Genomic DNA, 17,235 nt, shown 5'->3' on the forward strand with positions numbered 1-17,235 from the left:
TTATAAGTATTTAGCGCTATTTTTGCTAGTAAAGAGGTATAAGGTACAGGGTTTAAGGCGTAAGGTTATGTCTTGATACTTGATACACAACACTCGATACTTATTAAACATGAAAATAGAACAAATATATACAGGTTGCCTGGCAGAAGCCGCTTATTACATCGAAAGTAATGGCGAAGCTGCAATTATTGATCCGCTAAGAGAGGTTGGAACGTACTTAAAGAAAGCCGAAAAAGCAGGGGCCACCATCAAATATATTTTTGAAACGCATTTTCATGCCGATTTTGTTTCCGGACATGTAGACCTGGCAGAGAAATCTGGTGCCGAAATTATCTATGGCCCAACCGCTAAAACCGAGTTTAAATCGCACATTGCTAAAGATGGTGAGCAGTTTAAAATTGGAAACGTAACCATTACCGCTTTACATACTCCCGGGCATACTTTAGAATCGACTACTTATCTGCTAAGAGATGAAAATGGAAAAGATCATTGCATTTTTAGTGGCGATACCTTATTTATTGGCGATGTTGGTCGACCTGATTTAGCGCAAAAAGGCCATTTAACCATGGAAGATTTAGCGGGAATGCTTTACGATTCGTTAAATGAGAAAATAAAACCTTTAGCTGATGATGTAATTGTTTATCCGGCACATGGTGCAGGTTCTGCCTGTGGCAAAAGCATGAGTAAAGAAACTTTCGATACTTTAGGGCACCAAAAGGAAGTAAATTACGCTTTAAAAGCCGAAACAAAAGAGCAATTCATTGCAGAAGTAACAGATGGCATTTTGCCACCACCACAATATTTTGCTAAAAATGCTGCCATTAATAAAGGCGGGGTGGAAAGTATTGATGAGGTTTACGAGAAAGGATTAAACGCTTTAACACCTCAGCAGTTTGAAGATACTGCAAACCAAACAGGGGCGATTATGCTCGATACCCGCGATCCGCAGGTTTTTGCAAAAGGTTTTATTCCAAATTCGATCAATATTGGCCTTAACGGACAGTTTGCACCGTGGGTTGGTGCTTTGATTACCGATTTACAGCAGCCAATTTTACTGATTACCGATCAGGGTAAAGAAGAAGAAGCCATTACCCGCTTAACCCGCGTAGGATACGATAGTACCATAGGCTATTTAGATGGTGGTTTCGAAAGATGGACAGATGCTGGCAAGGAAATCGATACGATTGAATCAATCTCTGCCGAGGCATTTGAAACAGCTAGTCTTAACGGAGCAATTACAGCACTTGATGTACGCAAGCCAGGTGAATATGAATCAGAACATCTGGAATTTACGCTGAGCCGTCCATTAGATTTTATTAACGACTGGACTGGCGAGATTAATCCAAAATCTACCTATTATATTCACTGTGCGGGTGGCTACCGATCGATGATTGCTGCTTCCATCTTAAAATCGCGTGGAGTAGAAAATGTGATTGATGTTGCAGGCGGTTACGGCGCAATTAAAAATACCGGTTTAAAAAGAACCGATTTCGCCTGCCCAAGCAAAGCAATGAAAGTTTAATAAATAAAAGAGATCGTCATTTCGAGCGGAACACAGTGCAGTCGAGAAATCTATGCTAACAGATCTCTCCATTCCGCGGTGCTGCAGTCGAGATGACGACCACTCTTTAAGCGAAATAAAAACTGGATGTCTGAAAATCAAAATCATTACGACGTATTAATTATCGGTGCTGGCCCGATAGGGATGGCTTGTGCAATTGAAGCCCAAAAAGCAAATCTAAGCTATGTAATTGTAGAGAAAGGTGCTTTGGTGAACAGTTTGTTTAACTATCCGGTGTTTATGACCTTCTTTTCTACTTCTCAAAAGTTAGAAATTGGAGGAGTTCCTTTCGTAACCATAAGTCCGAAACCTAACAGAAATGAAGCGGTTGAATATTACCGTCGTGTGGCCGAAAAATTTGATTTAAATATCCATCTTTTTGAAAGCGTAAAACAGGTTGTTAAAAACGATCATGATGTTTTCGAAATCAATACCACTAAAACCAATTATACGGCCAATAATGTAATTGTGGCTACTGGTTTTTATGATGTGCCATTGTTGATGAATGTTCCAGGAGAGGATTTACCAAAAGTAACGCATTATTATAAAGACCCGCATTTATATGCATTTCAAAATGTGGTAGTGGTTGGCGCCAATAACTCGGGCGTAGATGCTGCTTTAGAAACCTACCGAAAAGGCGCAAATGTGACGATGGTGGTGCGTAGTAACGATCTTGGTCCTCATGTTAAATATTGGGTGCGTCCGGATATCCAGAACAGGATTAAAGAGGGAGAAGTTAAAGCACTTTTTAACTCCGAGTTGATTGAAATAAGGGAGGGAGAAGTAGATATCAAAACACCAGAGGGCATAAAAACCACTCCGAACGATTTTGTAATTGCGATGACGGGTTATCAGCCCGATTTTGGAATGCTCAGGAAATTCGGCATCGAACTGCCCGAAACACTTTGCCCGGTTTACAACGAAGAAACGATGGAAACGAATGTGAAAGGTTTGTATCTGGCAGGTGTAGTTTGCGGTGGATTGGATACCCACAAACTTTTTATCGAAAATTCGAGGGTGCACGCCGAAATGATTGTGAAGAATATTTTGAGTTAAATTTCCTAAGAAGTTTAGTCTGAGGATTAGCGATGGAAAACTTTGTAAGTCTTTACGCAAATAAGCTTAAATTTCTTGATTTGGGCTTTTAGAGTTCTGAATTTAATTATTCCTGCTTTTTCCGTACTTGTATGTTGCAAATAACATTAGTGCGATAACTATAATTTGAAATAAGATAAGGTAATTGATTGGCATTAAAAACATAGAAAGAAATCCTTCCTGTGTTAGAATGTCCGTTGTTGCCCTGTTGTGAACTGATAATGGAGGGTAGACTGTCCAGCCATTTTGGCCAATCTCAGGTAAAAAAGAAAAAAAGGACTTGCTTTAGCAATTAATGTGTTGAAACCAAAACCTAAAATTAAAAAGATAATAAATGGTAGCGTTCGATTGAAAGAATGCCTGCCTTCTTTGATGAAATAAAGTGGGAAAGCGATGGAAATGGCTGAAAACCACACCAGGGGATAGCCGTTTTTTATTACGAAATAGGTGTCGTGAAGGTTAATGTTCAGACCAGAATTTCCTAAGATGATAAAGAATATACTATGTGGTATGATTGCACAACCCAAAAGCCATGCTATTTCAATCAGTATAGGTTTAATTTTCATAAAGAGCGAGATTTAGATTAGTATTTAATATAGTAAATATAAGCAGGGATCGTCATTTCGAGCGGAGTGCAACGCAGTCGAGAAATCTATTTTGATGGATCTCTCCATTCCGCTATGCTTCAGTCGAGATGACGACTATTCTTTCAATTGAACAGGCACTTTCAACGTACTCCCCACAAAACTTTCAATAGCAGCCTCTACACTTGGTAAATCCTTCGAAGTAATATACGATCCCATTACGTGATTCCCTGCGTTTGGTATGGCTTGTTTTCTTTTTAAATTATTCGGTGTACCCAGTTCATCAAACATTTTCAGCATGGCATCTACACGTACTACCGGATCTTGCTCAAGTTCATTTCTGTAATAGTAGAGCATTAAAACGGGTTGTTTTACTTTTTGAAAAGTAGATTTTATCATACTGCTCTCAATAAATTCTTCCAGTTCTACCAGAGATTCGAGGCGGTAATTGGTGTACCAGTATTTTTTATATTCGTCAGTACGGTCATCTACCTTGCGTTCATCGCCACCCACCACTTTTCTGGCAATCTGTAATCCCCAGGGGTTATTCAAAAGCCAGGCATTTTTATCGTTAATGGCTACATTTGGCGACAATAAAATCAAGCTGTTAATTTCAGGATAGGTTGCCGCTAGTTTTAAAGCGACAGTTCCACCGGTAGAAGTGCCTACTAAAATTACTTTTTTGCCCAGTTTTTTACCGATGGCATAAGCCTGTTTACTGGTTTCCCAAAGGCGGTCGGCGGTAAAATATTGCATAGGTGCAAGTGTATCAATGCCATGGTCGGCCAAACGCGCTAGGTATAAATTGGCATTTAATTCTTTGGCCAGATTTAGGTAAACGGGGTTTCCTTCTGTTTTTGATGCCGAAAAACCATGAAGGTAAACAATGGCATACTCGGTTTGCTTGTGGAGGGGATCGGCCCAGATGATTTCGGCTTCATTACCTGGTTTTATTTTGTGCATCGATTCTATGCTGGCCACATAACGGTCTAAATCTTCCAGATCGGGAACCTGTGTGAGTTCTTTGTTGTAAACCGGTTTTTTGGGTTTTGGGCCCAGTAGGTAGCCTGCAACAATTAATGCCGAAAGGCCGATAAGTACTTTGTAGCGTTTTTTCATCTAGGCTCAGCTAATATTGGTTTAAATGTAAAATTTGAAATTAAATAAAGCTAATATTTTTGAGGAATTAATTATCGTATGGAGGGGTTTTTACCTACACTAACCCGTAATGTTAAACCTGATGGCGCCAAATAGCCCACAGCCGTGAGCATGAGGGCGAGGACTATGGGCAATAGCAGGAGCAAAAGATGTTAAAGATTAAGCTGTTGCTTTTCAAATCCTTAATAATACAACCACATATTACCTTTTTATGGGAAATTAGCTTAAGTTTGCAATCAAAATTTTTCGACTTAATGCCGGGAATCGAACAGATAAAAACACCTATTGCTGCTGATATTAAAGCGTTTGAAAAAACCTTTAAAGAATCTATGCATAGCGACGCACCGTTGCTGGATAGGATTACCCATTATATTGTAAAGCAAAAAGGCAAACAAATGCGGCCGATGTTCGTATTTTTTGCGGCTAAACTATGTGGTGGCATTACAGAATCAACCCATCGCGGGGCTGCTTTGGTAGAGCTTTTACATACCGCTACTTTGGTGCATGATGATGTGGTAGACAATGCTTACGAACGCCGCGGCTTTTTCTCTATCAATGCTTTATGGAAAAACAAGATTGCCGTTTTGGTTGGCGACTACCTGTTGGCTAAAGGATTGTTGCTTTCGGTAAACAATAACGAACATCGTTTGTTACAAATTGTATCGGAAGCGGTGAAACAGATGAGCGAGGGTGAACTCTTGCAGGTAGAAAAGGTGAGGAGAATGGATATTTCGGAAGAGTTATATTTTGATGTAATCCGACAGAAAACAGCTTCTTTAATTGCTTCTTGTTGTGCGGCGGGTGCTGCTTCGGCTGGTGCGGATGATGAAACGATAGAAAAAATGCGCCTGTTTGGCGAAAAAGTAGGAATTGCCTTTCAGATTAAAGACGATACCTTCGATTTCGGGACTGATGATGTAGGCAAACCTTTGGGTATTGATATTAAAGAGAAGAAAGTAACGCTACCTTTAATTTATGCACTGAATAAAGCCGAAAAAGCTGAACGTAAAAAAATAATCAACCTGGTGAAAAACCACCAGGATGATGCGGTTAAAATTCAGCAGATAATTGATTTTGTAAATGCCCAGGAAGGTGTGTATTACGCCAATCAGAAAATGCTGGAGTACCAGAAAGAGGCATTTGATATTTTGCACAGTTTTGAGGCTGGCGAAGCACGGACTGGTTTAGAACAACTTGTACTGTACACTACTGAACGTAAAAAATAATGGGTAACGAATTACTTTTTAGCTTAGGTTTTCTCCTTTTTATTGTGCTGATTCTTGCTTTAGATCTTGGTCTTTTTAGTAGGAAAGAGCATGTGGTGAGCTTAAAACAAGCTGGGGTGATGAGTTTGATTATGGTGGCTTTGGCTATCGGTTTTTACTTTATCCTGTTAACCGAAGGGCACCAGTTACATGGAATAAAGGATTTTGCACATCTGCAAGAAATTGTAACACGACACCAGCATCACATTAAATTAATCCCTAATGATTTTGAAGGAAGTTTAGCGGTATATAAACAAAACCTCGGCTTAGAATTTTTAACCGGCTATGTAATTGAATATGCACTTTCTGTAGATAATATCTTTGTGATCGTACTCGTTTTTTCAGCCTTTGCCGTTGAAGAAAAATATTATCACCGTGTATTGTTCTGGGGTATTTTGGGTGCCATTATTATGCGTTTCATCTTCATTTTTGTTGGTGCAGCATTAATTGCAAAATTTGCCTGGATACTCTATTTGTTTGGCGCTTTCCTTGTTTTTACCGGGGTAAAAATGTTCTTTAGTAAAGATGAGGATGATAAGATTGATCCGGAAAATCATCCGGTGGTTAAATGGGCCTCGAAAATATTTTCTATCCATCCAAAGTATGAGGGTAAAAAATTCTTCGTAAAAATTAACCATAAAACTCTGGTGACACCTTTATTTTTGGTACTGCTGATTGTTGAGTTTACCGATCTTTTATTCGCTGTCGATTCTATCCCAGCTATTTTTGCGGTAACAAAAGATCCCTACATTGTATTTTTCTCTAATATTTTTGCCATCATGGGTTTACGTTCCATGTTCTTCCTGTTGGTGAATATCATCCATAAATTTCACTATTTAAAAACCGGGTTGGCTGTATTGTTAGCTTTTATAGGTATCAAAATGTTGGGGCATATTTATCTGGAAAAATGGGGCTTCACCACTGAGCATTCGCTGATTGTGATTTTAAGTATCTTGGTAATCAGCATTGTGGCCTCGTTGGTTTTTCCGAAGAAAAAAGTGCATGTTAAAGAGCAATAATCTAAATGGGACTATTTTATAATGGTCGTCACCCTGAATTTATTTCAGGGTCTTTTAAGATACTAACCACGTAGTAGCTACAAGACAATTGAAAAAAACTGTTTCTACTTGTAAAACAAGTTCAGTATGACGGCTCGATTGAGCAAAATATACGTTACAGCTAGTAATCTCTGGCTAAAATTTGTACTTTCAACAACTAAACTATTATTCCTAATGAAATATCTTTTCGCTGCAGCGCTTCTTTGTACCGCTTTATTTGTAAATGCCCAGGATAAATTCGGCGATGTTTTTGCCAAAATCAATGCCGATGTACAGCAGAATTCAAAAGCTTATCAAACACTTAAATATGAAACTGAAACTATCGGTCATCGTTTAACGGGTTCTACAAACGGCGCAAAAGCAGAGCAGTATGCTTTCGATTTATTAAAATCTTACGGTTGTGAAGTGAAGTTTCAACCTTTCGAGGTAGAAAGCTGGGCAAGAAAAACAATCAGTGTGGAAATTGGTACTGATAAAAACAGTCTGACGAAAATGAAGGCTGTTACTTTAGCACATTCGCCCGTTAGTGCTGACGTTACTGGCGAGATAGTAGATGCAGGTAATGGATTGGAGGCAGATTATCAAGGCAGTCCTGAGAAGTTTAAAGGTAAAATTGCATTGATTTATCTTGGTGTATTACCAGGCTCTCCTGCTGGGACAAAGTCATTACACCGCTCAGAAAAGACGGCCATTGCCACAAAATATGGCGCAATTGGAGTGATCATTATCAACACCGTAAAAGATGGTGTACTTTTAACCGGGACAGCTTCGGTAACAGGTAAGTTGATCTCCATTCCCGCTATTTGTATTGGACTGGAAGACGGTACAGCTTTGAAGGAAAAAATTAAATCACAACCGCAGATTGCACACATCGCCATGACTAATTTCTCGGGTTTAATCAAAGCGAGAAACGTAGTGGCTACTTTTAAAGGAACTGAATGGCCTAAGGATAAAATTGTAGTGGGTGGACATTTAGATAGCTGGGACTTAGCAACCGGTGCAATCGACAATGGAATTGGTTCTTTTGCTATTATGGATATGGCACGTACCTTTAAAAAACTGAATTTAAAAACCAAACGTACCATAGAGTTTGTATTGTTTATGGGCGAGGAGCAAGGTTTGTTGGGTTCTAAAGCATACATCGATCAGGCTAAAAAAGACAAAACATTAAGCCAGGTTAAATTTATGTTAAACTACGACATGACGAACGATCCGAAGGGTTTTTCTACTTCAAGAGCAGAAATGAAAGATTTGTTTACGGCCTGGGGAGATGATATTGTAAAAATTGATACCGGTTTCAAAAATCTGTTTAATGCTGGTGCTGGTTTGCATAGCGATCATCAACCTTTTATGTTAGAGGGGATTCCTACCGGCGGTGGTTTTGGTGGTAAACTGCCAAACAATTCTGGCCCATTTTATCACTCAGATGGCGATAGTTTTAAACTGGTTGATGAGCAGGAACTTAAAAATACAGTGCGTTACAGCGCCATGTTAACTTACGCTTTAGCCAATACACCGAAAATTCCGGTAGGTGTGCAGGGCGAAGAAGAATTAAGGGCTTTCTTAGAATCTCAGAACCTAAAGGAGCCTTTGAGTATTGCCGGTGAGTGGAGGTGGAAGTAATGATTTGATGGATTTCTAGCCTTTTCCCATGGGGTTTGATTACACAGATTTCAATAAGTTTAGTTCGTTATTCAGTAAATCGTCATTTCGACCGTAGCGGAGAAATCTTTGCGAAAATTACCTTAAAAGATTTTGCTTCGCAGAGCACTTCGTGGTTCTCGGCTTCGCTGCGCTCGCTCGAAATGACAAGTTTTTGCTGTTAAAGTAACCAATAAAAGACTTTGTAAGCGAAATACTGTTGGTCTAAGGTTATTCTTTTACTAACGGGGTTAATGTCAGCTTGTCTTAACGATTCTTCTGGCTTTCTTTTAGGGTTTTCTTCTGGGAAGCCGCTTATTCTGCTTTCGCCTAGTTTTATTGTCAATGGCGATAGAACAAAACTTAAACTATCCTGCCCTGCAATTCTTGTGAGCATAATTGCCATCCTGTTTATTTGCCTGATTTTAACATTCTCATTTATAGCTATAGGTTTCCCGTTTTTATAAAAAATGCCGAAGGTTTCTATTGTTTTATAATCGTTATGTTTAAAAATATTAATGGTGTATGCCGTATCAGGAATTTGATCTTTAAACTTTTTCTTTGTTGCTAATATCCTTTCAGCATTGGATGGAATGTCATCTAGGTAGAAATCAGTCAGCTTAATTTTATTGTAATTTCTTGCTGTTTTAAACATCCTGCCCATAATATCAATTGGGGTATTGCCTTCATCGGTAATGAATAAAAAATAACTGATCAAAACGGTTAAGGTGATCCCAATGGGTTGAAAATATTTTGTAGTATTCTTTTTTCTTCGCAGTAGGTAATGAGTGAGCGTAAGTAAAAGTGAGATTAGGCCTATAACTGGAATGGTTAATAATGCCCCTATACTTACGCCACCCCCGGCCATGGGGAAACTATTAAAGAGAATAATGTTGAATACGAGTGCGACTGCCGGATAAATTAGGGCTTTCATTAAAATATTTTGTCTACGAATATAGTTTTTAATAGTATTGGTTGTGCCGATCGCCTAGATAGCTTTATAACGGAAACCACTTAAATGTTACAGACCTGTCTTTTAGCGAGCGTGAGCAATGAATTGAAGGTTAATTCGATGTTAATGTGTTGTGATTTTTATTCCTGCAAGTGTTAAATGTGGGCTTTGTTTTTGACTGTGTGGTTGTTAATCATATATTTGTTTTAGTCCCAAACAAAAAATCTGAGTAAAAATGAACAGAAAACGGAACAAAACAACCGTAATTTTTGTAAATAATAATCAAAGTTCAAGCAAGCCCATCCAAGTTCCAACAGGATACATTGTACATTGGAAAAAGTATATTTTAGGCGTTTTAGGATTATTCTTAATACTTATATCCAGCATATTTTACCTGATCCGCAGTAATTCGAGTGTAGAATTAGCCAAGAGTAAACTCGAACTGGCGCTTTTAAAAAGTAAAGACAAACTATCTGTTATCGATACTTCTTCCCTAAAAAAGCATTACCAATCAATAGATAAAAAACTGCTTACCATCAATAAATACCTAAAAGCAAGAGGATTAAAGCCAATTTTAACGGGCAATGAAGGCGGAGAACAAAGCGATGATATTTTATCGGCTGAAGAAATCGGCGAGTTTTACGACAACTACCTGAGTAAAATTGCCTATAACGTGGCCTATACGCCTATGGGTTATCCACATTTAGGTACAATCACATCCGGGTACGGGCATCGCGAAAATCCTTTTAGTGGTGAAAACGTGGAGACACATAAAGGACTCGATATCAGGGCCAATTATGGCGACATTGTTAAATGTACAGCGAACGGTAAGGTGATTTTTGCTGGAAGGCGTGGTGGTTATGGCAATTGTATCGTAATTAAACATGGTAATGGTTTTGAAACATACTATGGTCACCTTTCTAAAATTTTGGTAAAGGTAGATGAGGATGTGATAGCTGGCAATAACATTGGCAAAGCGGGTTCAACTGGGCGGTCAACCGGCCCACATTTACATTATGAAGTGCATAAAAATGGTAAAGTTATAAATCCAAGATCCTTTTTAACCTTATAAGAAATATGTTCAAGAAAAACAATCAGATTAAAGACTTAAATCAACAAGAGATTTCGACTATCATAGGCCTCGGCTTTACCATTACAGGCGAACTAAAAGGAAAAGCAGTTATAAGGATCGATGGAACTGTAATTGGCAATGTAAATGTTGAAGGCGGCATTGTTTTGGGTGAAAAAGGGATGATTAAAGGTGACATACAAACCGCTTCGGCCATTATTTATGGAACGGTTAACGGAAATGTAAAAACCCAAAACCTGGAAATAAAAAAGACAGGCAGGGTTAACGGCGACATTAAAACAGAGGCCATTGAAATTGAACTAGGTGCACAATACAATGGAAAACTCGAAATGCACCAATCCGGCAAAACAGAAGATAAAGTAGCCATAAAAGCGTAGGCCTCATCTATTGGTTGGTGTCTCACCAACCAACATAATCCAACTCAGCATTAACCACTAATGTAGCTTTCCAATTGCGAAATGGTCTGTTTTTGATCTGCAATGATAAACTTTACCACATCACCGATTGAAACCATTCCTTTTACTTCGTCGTTTTCTACAACTGGTAAATGGCGGATGTGTTTATCGGTCATCAGCTCCATACAATAATCGATACTGTCACTTAAATTAATGGTGATCGGACTGGCCGTCATTGCCTCTTTAATCAAAGTATCTTTTGATGATTTACCCTGAAGGATGATTTTTCGGGCATAATCGCGTTCCGTAAAAATGCCATGCAGCCGATTGTTTTCCATGACCAATACTGCGCTGATGTTCTTTTCTGTCATTACTTTTAAGGCATCCAAAACAGAAATATTTTCTGATACCGAGATAATCCGTACCTGTTTGGTATCTAACAAGTGTTTTACGCTTTTCATAAAACTTAATTTGGTTATAACAATTTAAGAAATAATTAGCTGTAAATCAAAGTTTTATTTTAGATTGATCTCAGCTTTACAAACGGAGCACAGTTTTATGTTTTCTAAACCTGACGGGAACGGCAGCCTCCGTCCCGATTTTACATCGGGATTCATCGGAGCTATAATGTATGGCAGGGGCCGAAGCTGAGCTAAGAACTACAGGACTTGCTTTTCAAAAAATAGCTTAGACATGAAGTATTGGAACTTGTGGTGGAAAAAGGAAGTACTATTTTACAATCTGTAAACCTGCTTGCGCTTTTAATTATTTGGCTTTCACAAAGGGATGTGGTAACTTTGCATTTCATTTTAAAACAAATAATTATGTCATCAGTAGAGACTTCTTATATCCCTTACAAAGTTAAGGACATTTCACTGGCAGAATGGGGCCGTAAAGAAATCGAATTAGCCGAAGCAGAAATGCCAGGTTTAATGAGTTTACGTAAAGAATTCGGTCCAACACAACCGTTAAAAGGTGCGCGTATTGCAGGTTGTCTGCACATGACCATCCAAACGGCTGTATTAATCGAAACATTAACTGCGCTGGGTGCTGAAGTTACCTGGTCATCTTGCAATATTTTCTCTACACAAGATCACGCTGCTGCTGCAATTGCTGCTGCTGGTATTCAGGTTTATGCCTGGAAAGGTTTAAACGAAGAAGAATTCGACTGGTGTATTGAGCAAACTTTATACTTCGGTCCGGAGCAACAACCATTAAACATGATTTTGGATGATGGTGGCGATTTAACCAACATGGTTTTCGACAGATTTCCTGAGCTAATTGCAGCTATTAAAGGTTTATCAGAAGAAACTACAACTGGTGTTCACCGTTTATACGAAAGAATGAAAAACGGAACATTGCATACACCAGCAATTAACGTAAACGATTCGGTTACCAAATCTAAATTCGATAACAAATACGGATGTCGTGAGTCGTTAGTAGATGCGATCCGTCGTGCTACTGATGTAATGATGGCTGGTAAAGTTGCCGTTGTTTGCGGTTATGGCGATGTGGGTAAAGGTTCTGCAGAATCGTTAAGCTCGCAAGGTGTACGTGTTATCGTAACTGAAATTGATCCGATCTGTGCTTTACAGGCTGCAATGGAAGGTTACGAAGTTAAAAAATTAGCTACTGCAATTAAAGAAGCTGATATCGTGGTAACTACCACAGGTAACTGTGATATCGTTCGCGAACAACATTTCAGAGCATTAAAAGATAAAGCAATTGTTTGTAACATCGGTCACTTCGATAACGAAATCGATATGGCTTGGTTAAACGGCACTTATGGCGATACTAAAGTTGAAATTAAACCACAAGTTGATAAATATACCATCGACGGTAAAGATGTAATCATCCTGGCCGAAGGTCGTTTGGTTAACTTAGGTTGCGCAACTGGTCACCCAAGTTTTGTAATGAGTAATTCATTCACTAACCAAACTCTGGCTCAATTGGAACTTTGGACCAACACTGGCGCTTACGAGAACAAAGTATATACTTTGCCTAAACATTTAGATGAAAAAGTAGCACGTTTACACTTAGAAAAAATCGGTGTAGAATTAGATGTTTTGGATCAACACCAGGCTGATTATATCGGTGTACCGGTAGAAGGTCCGTTCAAAGCAGATACATACAGATACTAGTTCAGTTAGCAGTAACTGAAACTTAATATATCAAAGGGATGTGCAAATTGCATATCCCTTTTTTTATTCCCTCCGATTCGTCAGAGGAGTGCCTGCAAGGCGGGGTGTCCATAAAGTCTGGGCGAGTCTGCTATTTTTTGAAAACGTTGGTTCCTGTTCTCTTCGGAGGTTTCAGTCCTGCTGTACACTTTATCCCGATGGAAGAATCGGGATGTTCGTTTCCATCAGGTTTATTTTACAAAGAATTGTGGTTCTTTTGCCCTTGAAAACTTACATTTGAAAAAAGAAGAAATGATGAAAAAGTTAATATTTGCTTTAATTCTTTGTGTATTTGCTATTTCTGTAAATGCCCAAACTGCACCTCTAAAAACTGCAACAGCAAAAGTAATCACCAAACAAACGGTAGATATTGCCTGTGGCGAATGCCAGTTTAAAATGAAAGGTAAAGACTGCGAGTTAGCAGTAAAAATAGATGGCAAATCTTATTTTGTTGATGGAAAAGGCATTGATGATTTTGGCGATGCCCACGACAAACATGGTTTTTGCAATGCCGTAAGCAAAGCAGAAGTTACAGGCGAAATTGTAAATAACCGTTTTAAGGCGAAAGAAATAAAGTTGTTGCCGGTTAAGAAATAGTGGTTTTACCGCAAAGAACGCAAAGTTTTTTGCAAAGTGACGCAATGCTAGATTAACCTATGCACCCAACTTTGCGTTCTTTGTGCCTTTTCTCTGTGCGCTTTGCGGTTAAAAAATGCAGTAGATGTTTTAAGGCCAAAGAAATAAAGTTATTGCCATTTAAGAAGGAGTTTTACCACAAAGAACGCAAAGCTTTTCGCAAAGAGGCGCTAAGTCTGATTCAAAACTATCTGGCCCCAGCTTTGCGTGCTCCGCGCCTTCCCTCTGCGTCCTTTGCGGTTAAAAAGCAAGCTATTCAAATTCCTTTTCCAAACCTTCTCTTAAATCGAAAAGTAGCCATTGTTTGCTTTTTACATCGGCCTGTCTGGTTTTTAATAACTGGATGAAATCTTTCACCCCAATTTCTTCATTCCCATTGCCGTGGATCAATACAATACTGCCCGCATTAGGCTGTTGCCCTTTTGCCAGCCAGGCATCACTTCCAACAGGAATTAATCCGTAGACCTCGATCTTTTCTACAATCGTCTTATCCGATACCAAACCTGGGAAACGGAGAAATACAGATGGTGTTAAACCATTTTTGAGCATCAGTTTTTCATTCTCCAATACCTCCACATCTAAATTGGTTTCAGGGGCCAATAGAAAGTTTTCGGCTAATGGCAGTTTATTTACTTCGTGGTTGTAAGTATGGTTTACCCAGGTGATATTCAGCTCTTTTTTCTCTACCAGACTTTTCAGCCAGTTCAGGTCATCCTGATGTTTCAGCATCCATTTACCAGAAACAGAAATCGCGAGCGGCGCAGGCTGTTCTGTCTTTTTAAATTCATCGAAAACAGATTGAAAAATAATCCTGTCTAAAGCCTTGTGCGATGGACAAAGATCGATGGTTAAAGTAATGCCCTTTTCGTTCGGAATGGCATGATCAATACCTGCATTTTGAAGCTGTAGATCTTTAGCTGCCGCTGCGTCGATTGATTTAATGTACGCCGTGTTTTTAAAAATAGCCAGCACGTTCGAATATTGTAAGCTACTTACAGTATACTTATTTGCCAGATCTATTTTGGTATCTAAAGTCTCTGGATTTACCAACAGTAAATATTTTTGATTATTTGCAGAAAAACTTCTAATTGCAATCAGTTTTTCGTTATCGCGAGCGGCTGTAGCAAAGTTTACCTTGTAGCGTTTAATATCATCAAAATTTTGTGCAAAAACTTTAACACCAAAAAAGCAAATGGAAAAAATAATGAGAAGCAAAGATTTAGATAACTTCATATTTCCTTATTTAAAATCTTTCTAATTTATGGCAAATCCATTATCTTTACAAACATCGCCATGAACAAAGAAAAAGTAAAATTATGGTTTAAGCGGGTGGGGCTGGTTGGGTTTTTATTCTTCCTGATTAAAGGATTGATATGGCTTGTAGTGTTCTATTTTATTGGCAAAAACGTTACTTAAATTGGTTCATTTGTTCACTGGTCATTGGTTTATTAGTGCCGTACCAATTACATAATTAAGTCTTCTAAGTCATGCGTCATCCTGAACTTGTTTCAGGATCTATTCGAAAGCATTCCAAAACTTTCTATTTAAAAGTAAACAGCATATTCGCGAGGAAATTCCACACAAAAACGATCACTATTGCAAAAAATTTGGCTACGTAAAAATTAGTTCCGTTTTTCCGTTGGTGAAAAAGGTAGATAATAAAGGTATTTAACCCTAAACCGATTAAACTTACCACTAAAAACTTGCTAAATTCGGTTCCCCAATGCGTATTCGTACTTTCGAAAGTCCAAACCCGGTTAATCAGATAATTATTGGTCACAGCAAGCGTAAAGCCAATGGCATTGGAAATGTATTTATTTATTTTAATCTTTTCCTTACACAACCAGGTCGCGCCGAAATCTATTGCCATCCCGAGGAAACCTGTTAATCCAAATTTTAAAATGCGGAAGAATAAATCCATGTTAATGTATTTTAACCAAATAAAATCGCTCTAAAACCTGAGGACGTGTTTTTGCGTTTAAAAATTTACCCGTGAGTTTGGTGGTATGAAAATATTCAAACGATTTTAGAATTTCAGCGTGGTATTCACTTTTCAGTTTTGTTAATTCCTGTTCCGGAATGTATATAACCAAGTCTTTTAGGTTTTTTGATTTGTCGAGATCTGTATAATTATGGAAATATTTTACTTCACCAGGGGCATAAAAATCAAAAGAGAACGCATCTATATAATTTAATACTGCAGGTTTAGCAGTAGGGTAATTTTGCTTTAACCAATTACCTGCCTGCATACCCGATTGATATTTTAAAAGGGCCGGGTAGAAAAAAATGAAGAGAAATATCATTAATCCAACAGATAAAAATGCACTTCTCGCAATAATGGTTTCCAATAAAATGCCTTTAAACAACAAGAATGCGATAACGAGAACAACAATCAGGATACCGATAATTAAATATGGGCTTTCAAATCCAAAGAAAAAGGTTAAGACAGAAAGTAAGGCAATAACCAAAATGAAAATGATGTTCTGTATAAAAAAGAAGGTTTTTAAACCTTTGCCGCCAAGCTTCCTTAAGTACAAGGCTGTTATGATCGAAAACTGAGGAAAGATGATCAGTATATAATGCGGTAACTGAAATTTAGAAAGCGAAAAGATCAGAAAAGTAACCGCCGCACTTGCCCAGATCATAATGCTTTCGGGAGCTAAAGTGATTCTATTTTTTCTTTTAAACAGATTTACTACGGCCGTATAAAATAGTACAGACCAGGGAAGGAATGCCCAAAGGGTAGTGTGTAGAAAAAAGGAAATATCCCCTTTGCCTTTAATTGGCCCATTGTTAAAAAACCTTCCGAACTGACTGTCCCAAAAGAAAAATTTTAAACCCGAAACACCAGTTCTTTCAAAAACAATTTTTTCGGGATGCAGATCGAATTGCGTGTAAAGCGAATACAGCTCGGGGGTAGTAAAAACAAAAATCAAGAGAATGGCGATATACCATTTTGGTTTTAAAAGCTGACGGTATTGTTTTGTAAGCAACCAGTAGATAATAAAACCTGCAAATACAGGAATCAATACAAAAATTCCTTTGATCAATATCGCGCAGGCCGCAAAAAATGAACCTGCTACAATGTGCCAGAAAGAATTTTGATGTGCTTTATAATAATGGTAAATAGATGCTAATGTGAAAGTGGTAATATAAATTTCGGCCCTAACATCAAATGTAGAAGTGATGATATGCAAGGCACTTAGAAAAATCACTGCGCTGATCAATCCGGTTTTTTCATCGTATATATCTTTGGCTAATTTGTATAAATACCACGCGCCCAGTAAACCGAACAGAAATGATGGTAATTTATAAGCGAAGGACGAGATTCCGAAAATTTTAAAGGATGCTGCAGAAATCCAAAAAGTGAGGTGGGGTTTATCCAGCCAGTCGGCCCCACGGCCGTAAAGATTAAACCAATCTTTAAACAGGATGATGTTTTTAGACATGGAAGCATATAATGCGCCATCGGGCTCCATCACGCCACCAAAAAGTGCTGGTATACTCGCAATTGCAAGTAAAACGATCAGGAATTTATATATTGTTGTATCTTTTAAGTTCATTTACAAGAAGCAAATATGAGCAAAAAAAAGTCAAATTTTTTTAAGGTTTAAGATTAA

The 17,235-nt window shown here is 38.3% G+C and carries 17 protein-coding genes; 10 read left to right on the plus strand and 7 right to left on the minus strand.

Annotated elements, in window-relative coordinates:
- Window positions 1–109 precede the first annotated feature (109 nt).
- Together J7E57_RS04165 and J7E57_RS04170 are read left to right on the plus strand one after the other, a co-directional pair.
- Window positions 110–1,522, plus strand: a complete 1,413-nt coding sequence (locus J7E57_RS04165; RefSeq protein WP_215125333.1) for an MBL fold metallo-hydrolase — start codon at window positions 110–112, stop codon at window positions 1,520–1,522.
- A gap of 126 nt (window positions 1,523–1,648) precedes the next feature.
- Window positions 1,649–2,617 carry a YpdA family putative bacillithiol disulfide reductase gene (locus J7E57_RS04170; RefSeq protein ID WP_215125334.1) on the plus strand — a complete coding sequence of 323 codons (969 nt, stop codon included), beginning with the start codon at window positions 1,649–1,651 and terminating at the stop codon, window positions 2,615–2,617.
- A 224-nt stretch (window positions 2,618–2,841) separates the two neighbouring features.
- Here the strand turns inward: J7E57_RS04170 and J7E57_RS04175 are convergent, their stop codons facing one another.
- Together J7E57_RS04175 and J7E57_RS04180 are read right to left on the minus strand one after the other, a co-directional pair.
- Window positions 2,842–3,222, minus strand: coding sequence for a hypothetical protein (locus tag J7E57_RS04175; protein WP_215125335.1), 381 nt, complete (start codon window positions 3,220–3,222; stop codon window positions 2,842–2,844).
- 135 nt (window positions 3,223–3,357) lie between these two features.
- Window positions 3,358–4,359 (minus strand): alpha/beta hydrolase, encoded by a 1,002-nt coding sequence (locus J7E57_RS04180; protein WP_215125336.1) that lies wholly within the window; start codon window positions 4,357–4,359, stop codon window positions 3,358–3,360.
- Between the two features lie 293 nt (window positions 4,360–4,652).
- On the opposite strand from J7E57_RS04180, the gene J7E57_RS04185 reads away from it, so the two are divergent.
- From J7E57_RS04185 to J7E57_RS04195, 3 genes are all read left to right on the plus strand, one after another.
- Complete coding sequence (locus J7E57_RS04185) at window positions 4,653–5,624, plus strand: polyprenyl synthetase family protein (protein ID WP_215125337.1); 972 nt, start codon at window positions 4,653–4,655, stop codon at window positions 5,622–5,624.
- On the plus strand, window positions 5,624–6,682 hold the full coding sequence (locus tag J7E57_RS04190) for a TerC family protein (RefSeq protein WP_215125338.1): 1,059 nt from the start codon (window positions 5,624–5,626) through the stop codon (window positions 6,680–6,682). The genes J7E57_RS04185 and J7E57_RS04190 overlap by 1 nt, the downstream gene beginning before the upstream one ends.
- A 213-nt stretch (window positions 6,683–6,895) precedes the next feature.
- Window positions 6,896–8,344 (plus strand): M20/M25/M40 family metallo-hydrolase, encoded by a 1,449-nt coding sequence (locus J7E57_RS04195; protein ID WP_215125339.1) that lies wholly within the window; start codon window positions 6,896–6,898, stop codon window positions 8,342–8,344.
- Window positions 8,345–8,543: 199 nt separating this feature from the next.
- On the opposite strand, the gene J7E57_RS04200 is transcribed toward J7E57_RS04195, so the two are convergent.
- On the minus strand, window positions 8,544–9,296 hold the full coding sequence (locus J7E57_RS04200) for a hypothetical protein (RefSeq protein WP_215125340.1): 753 nt from the start codon (window positions 9,294–9,296) through the stop codon (window positions 8,544–8,546).
- 253 nt (window positions 9,297–9,549) lie between these two features.
- Between J7E57_RS04200 and J7E57_RS04205 the strand changes: the two genes are divergently transcribed.
- Both J7E57_RS04205 and J7E57_RS04210 read left to right on the plus strand, forming a co-directional pair.
- A complete protein-coding gene (locus J7E57_RS04205) occupies window positions 9,550–10,386 on the plus strand; it encodes a M23 family metallopeptidase (RefSeq protein ID WP_215125341.1) in 837 nt (278 codons plus the stop codon).
- 5 nt (window positions 10,387–10,391) lie between these two features.
- Complete coding sequence (locus J7E57_RS04210; RefSeq protein WP_215125342.1) at window positions 10,392–10,781, plus strand: polymer-forming cytoskeletal protein; 390 nt, start codon at window positions 10,392–10,394, stop codon at window positions 10,779–10,781.
- A gap of 50 nt (window positions 10,782–10,831) precedes the next feature.
- On the opposite strand, the gene J7E57_RS04215 is transcribed toward J7E57_RS04210, so the two are convergent.
- Window positions 10,832–11,260 carry a CBS domain-containing protein gene (locus tag J7E57_RS04215; protein ID WP_215125343.1) on the minus strand — a complete coding sequence of 143 codons (429 nt, stop codon included), beginning with the start codon at window positions 11,258–11,260 and terminating at the stop codon, window positions 10,832–10,834.
- Window positions 11,261–11,623: 363 nt separating this feature from the next.
- Between J7E57_RS04215 and ahcY the strand changes: the two genes are divergently transcribed.
- Complete coding sequence (gene ahcY / locus J7E57_RS04220) at window positions 11,624–12,940, plus strand: adenosylhomocysteinase (RefSeq protein WP_215125344.1); 1,317 nt, start codon at window positions 11,624–11,626, stop codon at window positions 12,938–12,940.
- Window positions 12,941–13,234: 294 nt separating this feature from the next.
- Window positions 13,235–13,576, plus strand: coding sequence for a DUF6370 family protein (locus J7E57_RS04225; protein WP_215125345.1), 342 nt, complete (start codon window positions 13,235–13,237; stop codon window positions 13,574–13,576).
- A gap of 291 nt (window positions 13,577–13,867) precedes the next feature.
- Here J7E57_RS04225 and J7E57_RS04230 read toward each other — a convergent pair whose 3' ends face one another.
- Window positions 13,868–14,848 carry a polysaccharide deacetylase family protein gene (locus tag J7E57_RS04230; protein WP_215125346.1) on the minus strand — a complete coding sequence of 327 codons (981 nt, stop codon included), beginning with the start codon at window positions 14,846–14,848 and terminating at the stop codon, window positions 13,868–13,870.
- A gap of 60 nt (window positions 14,849–14,908) precedes the next feature.
- Here J7E57_RS04230 and J7E57_RS27235 point away from each other — a divergent pair, with 60 nt between their 5' ends.
- Window positions 14,909–15,031, plus strand: coding sequence for a hypothetical protein (locus tag J7E57_RS27235; RefSeq protein WP_262890336.1), 123 nt, complete (start codon window positions 14,909–14,911; stop codon window positions 15,029–15,031).
- A 124-nt stretch (window positions 15,032–15,155) separates the two neighbouring features.
- On the opposite strand, the gene J7E57_RS04235 is transcribed toward J7E57_RS27235, so the two are convergent.
- Both J7E57_RS04235 and J7E57_RS04240 read right to left on the minus strand, forming a co-directional pair.
- The gene (locus J7E57_RS04235; RefSeq protein ID WP_215125347.1) at window positions 15,156–15,536 is read right to left on the minus strand and encodes a GtrA family protein; all 381 of its coding nucleotides are present in this window, start codon (window positions 15,534–15,536) and stop codon (window positions 15,156–15,158) included.
- Between the two features lies 1 nt (window position 15,537).
- On the minus strand, window positions 15,538–17,178 hold the full coding sequence (locus tag J7E57_RS04240; protein ID WP_215125348.1) for an ArnT family glycosyltransferase: 1,641 nt from the start codon (window positions 17,176–17,178) through the stop codon (window positions 15,538–15,540).
- Window positions 17,179–17,235: the final 57 nt, after the last annotated feature.

This window comes from Pedobacter sp. ISL-64 (assembly GCF_018613605.1).
Taxonomy (GTDB): Bacteria; Bacteroidota; Bacteroidia; order Sphingobacteriales; family Sphingobacteriaceae; genus Pedobacter.

Excerpts from the sequence above, each read along its gene's own strand:
- J7E57_RS04190 (WP_215125338.1), top strand. The coding sequence starts at position 5,624 with ATGGGTAACGAATTACTTTTTAGCTTAGGTTTTCTCCTTTTTATTGTG.
- J7E57_RS04180 (WP_215125336.1), bottom strand. The coding sequence starts at position 4,359 with ATGAAAAAACGCTACAAAGTACTTATCGGCCTTTCGGCATTAATTGTT.
- J7E57_RS04230 (WP_215125346.1), bottom strand. The coding sequence starts at position 14,848 with ATGAAGTTATCTAAATCTTTGCTTCTCATTATTTTTTCCATTTGCTTT.
- J7E57_RS04195 (WP_215125339.1), top strand. The coding sequence starts at position 6,896 with ATGAAATATCTTTTCGCTGCAGCGCTTCTTTGTACCGCTTTATTTGTA.
- J7E57_RS04170 (WP_215125334.1), top strand. The coding sequence starts at position 1,649 with ATGTCTGAAAATCAAAATCATTACGACGTATTAATTATCGGTGCTGGC.
- J7E57_RS04210 (WP_215125342.1), top strand. The coding sequence starts at position 10,392 with ATGTTCAAGAAAAACAATCAGATTAAAGACTTAAATCAACAAGAGATT.
- J7E57_RS27235 (WP_262890336.1), top strand. The coding sequence starts at position 14,909 with ATGAACAAAGAAAAAGTAAAATTATGGTTTAAGCGGGTGGGGCTGGTT.
- J7E57_RS04205 (WP_215125341.1), top strand. The coding sequence starts at position 9,550 with ATGAACAGAAAACGGAACAAAACAACCGTAATTTTTGTAAATAATAAT.
- J7E57_RS04235 (WP_215125347.1), bottom strand. The coding sequence starts at position 15,536 with ATGGATTTATTCTTCCGCATTTTAAAATTTGGATTAACAGGTTTCCTC.
- ahcY (WP_215125344.1), top strand. The coding sequence starts at position 11,624 with ATGTCATCAGTAGAGACTTCTTATATCCCTTACAAAGTTAAGGACATT.
- J7E57_RS04200 (WP_215125340.1), bottom strand. The coding sequence starts at position 9,296 with ATGAAAGCCCTAATTTATCCGGCAGTCGCACTCGTATTCAACATTATT.
- J7E57_RS04225 (WP_215125345.1), top strand. The coding sequence starts at position 13,235 with ATGAAAAAGTTAATATTTGCTTTAATTCTTTGTGTATTTGCTATTTCT.
- J7E57_RS04175 (WP_215125335.1), bottom strand. The coding sequence starts at position 3,222 with ATGAAAATTAAACCTATACTGATTGAAATAGCATGGCTTTTGGGTTGT.
- J7E57_RS04215 (WP_215125343.1), bottom strand. The coding sequence starts at position 11,260 with ATGAAAAGCGTAAAACACTTGTTAGATACCAAACAGGTACGGATTATC.
- J7E57_RS04240 (WP_215125348.1), bottom strand. The coding sequence starts at position 17,178 with ATGAACTTAAAAGATACAACAATATATAAATTCCTGATCGTTTTACTT.
- J7E57_RS04185 (WP_215125337.1), top strand. The coding sequence starts at position 4,653 with ATGCCGGGAATCGAACAGATAAAAACACCTATTGCTGCTGATATTAAA.
- J7E57_RS04165 (WP_215125333.1), top strand. The coding sequence starts at position 110 with ATGAAAATAGAACAAATATATACAGGTTGCCTGGCAGAAGCCGCTTAT.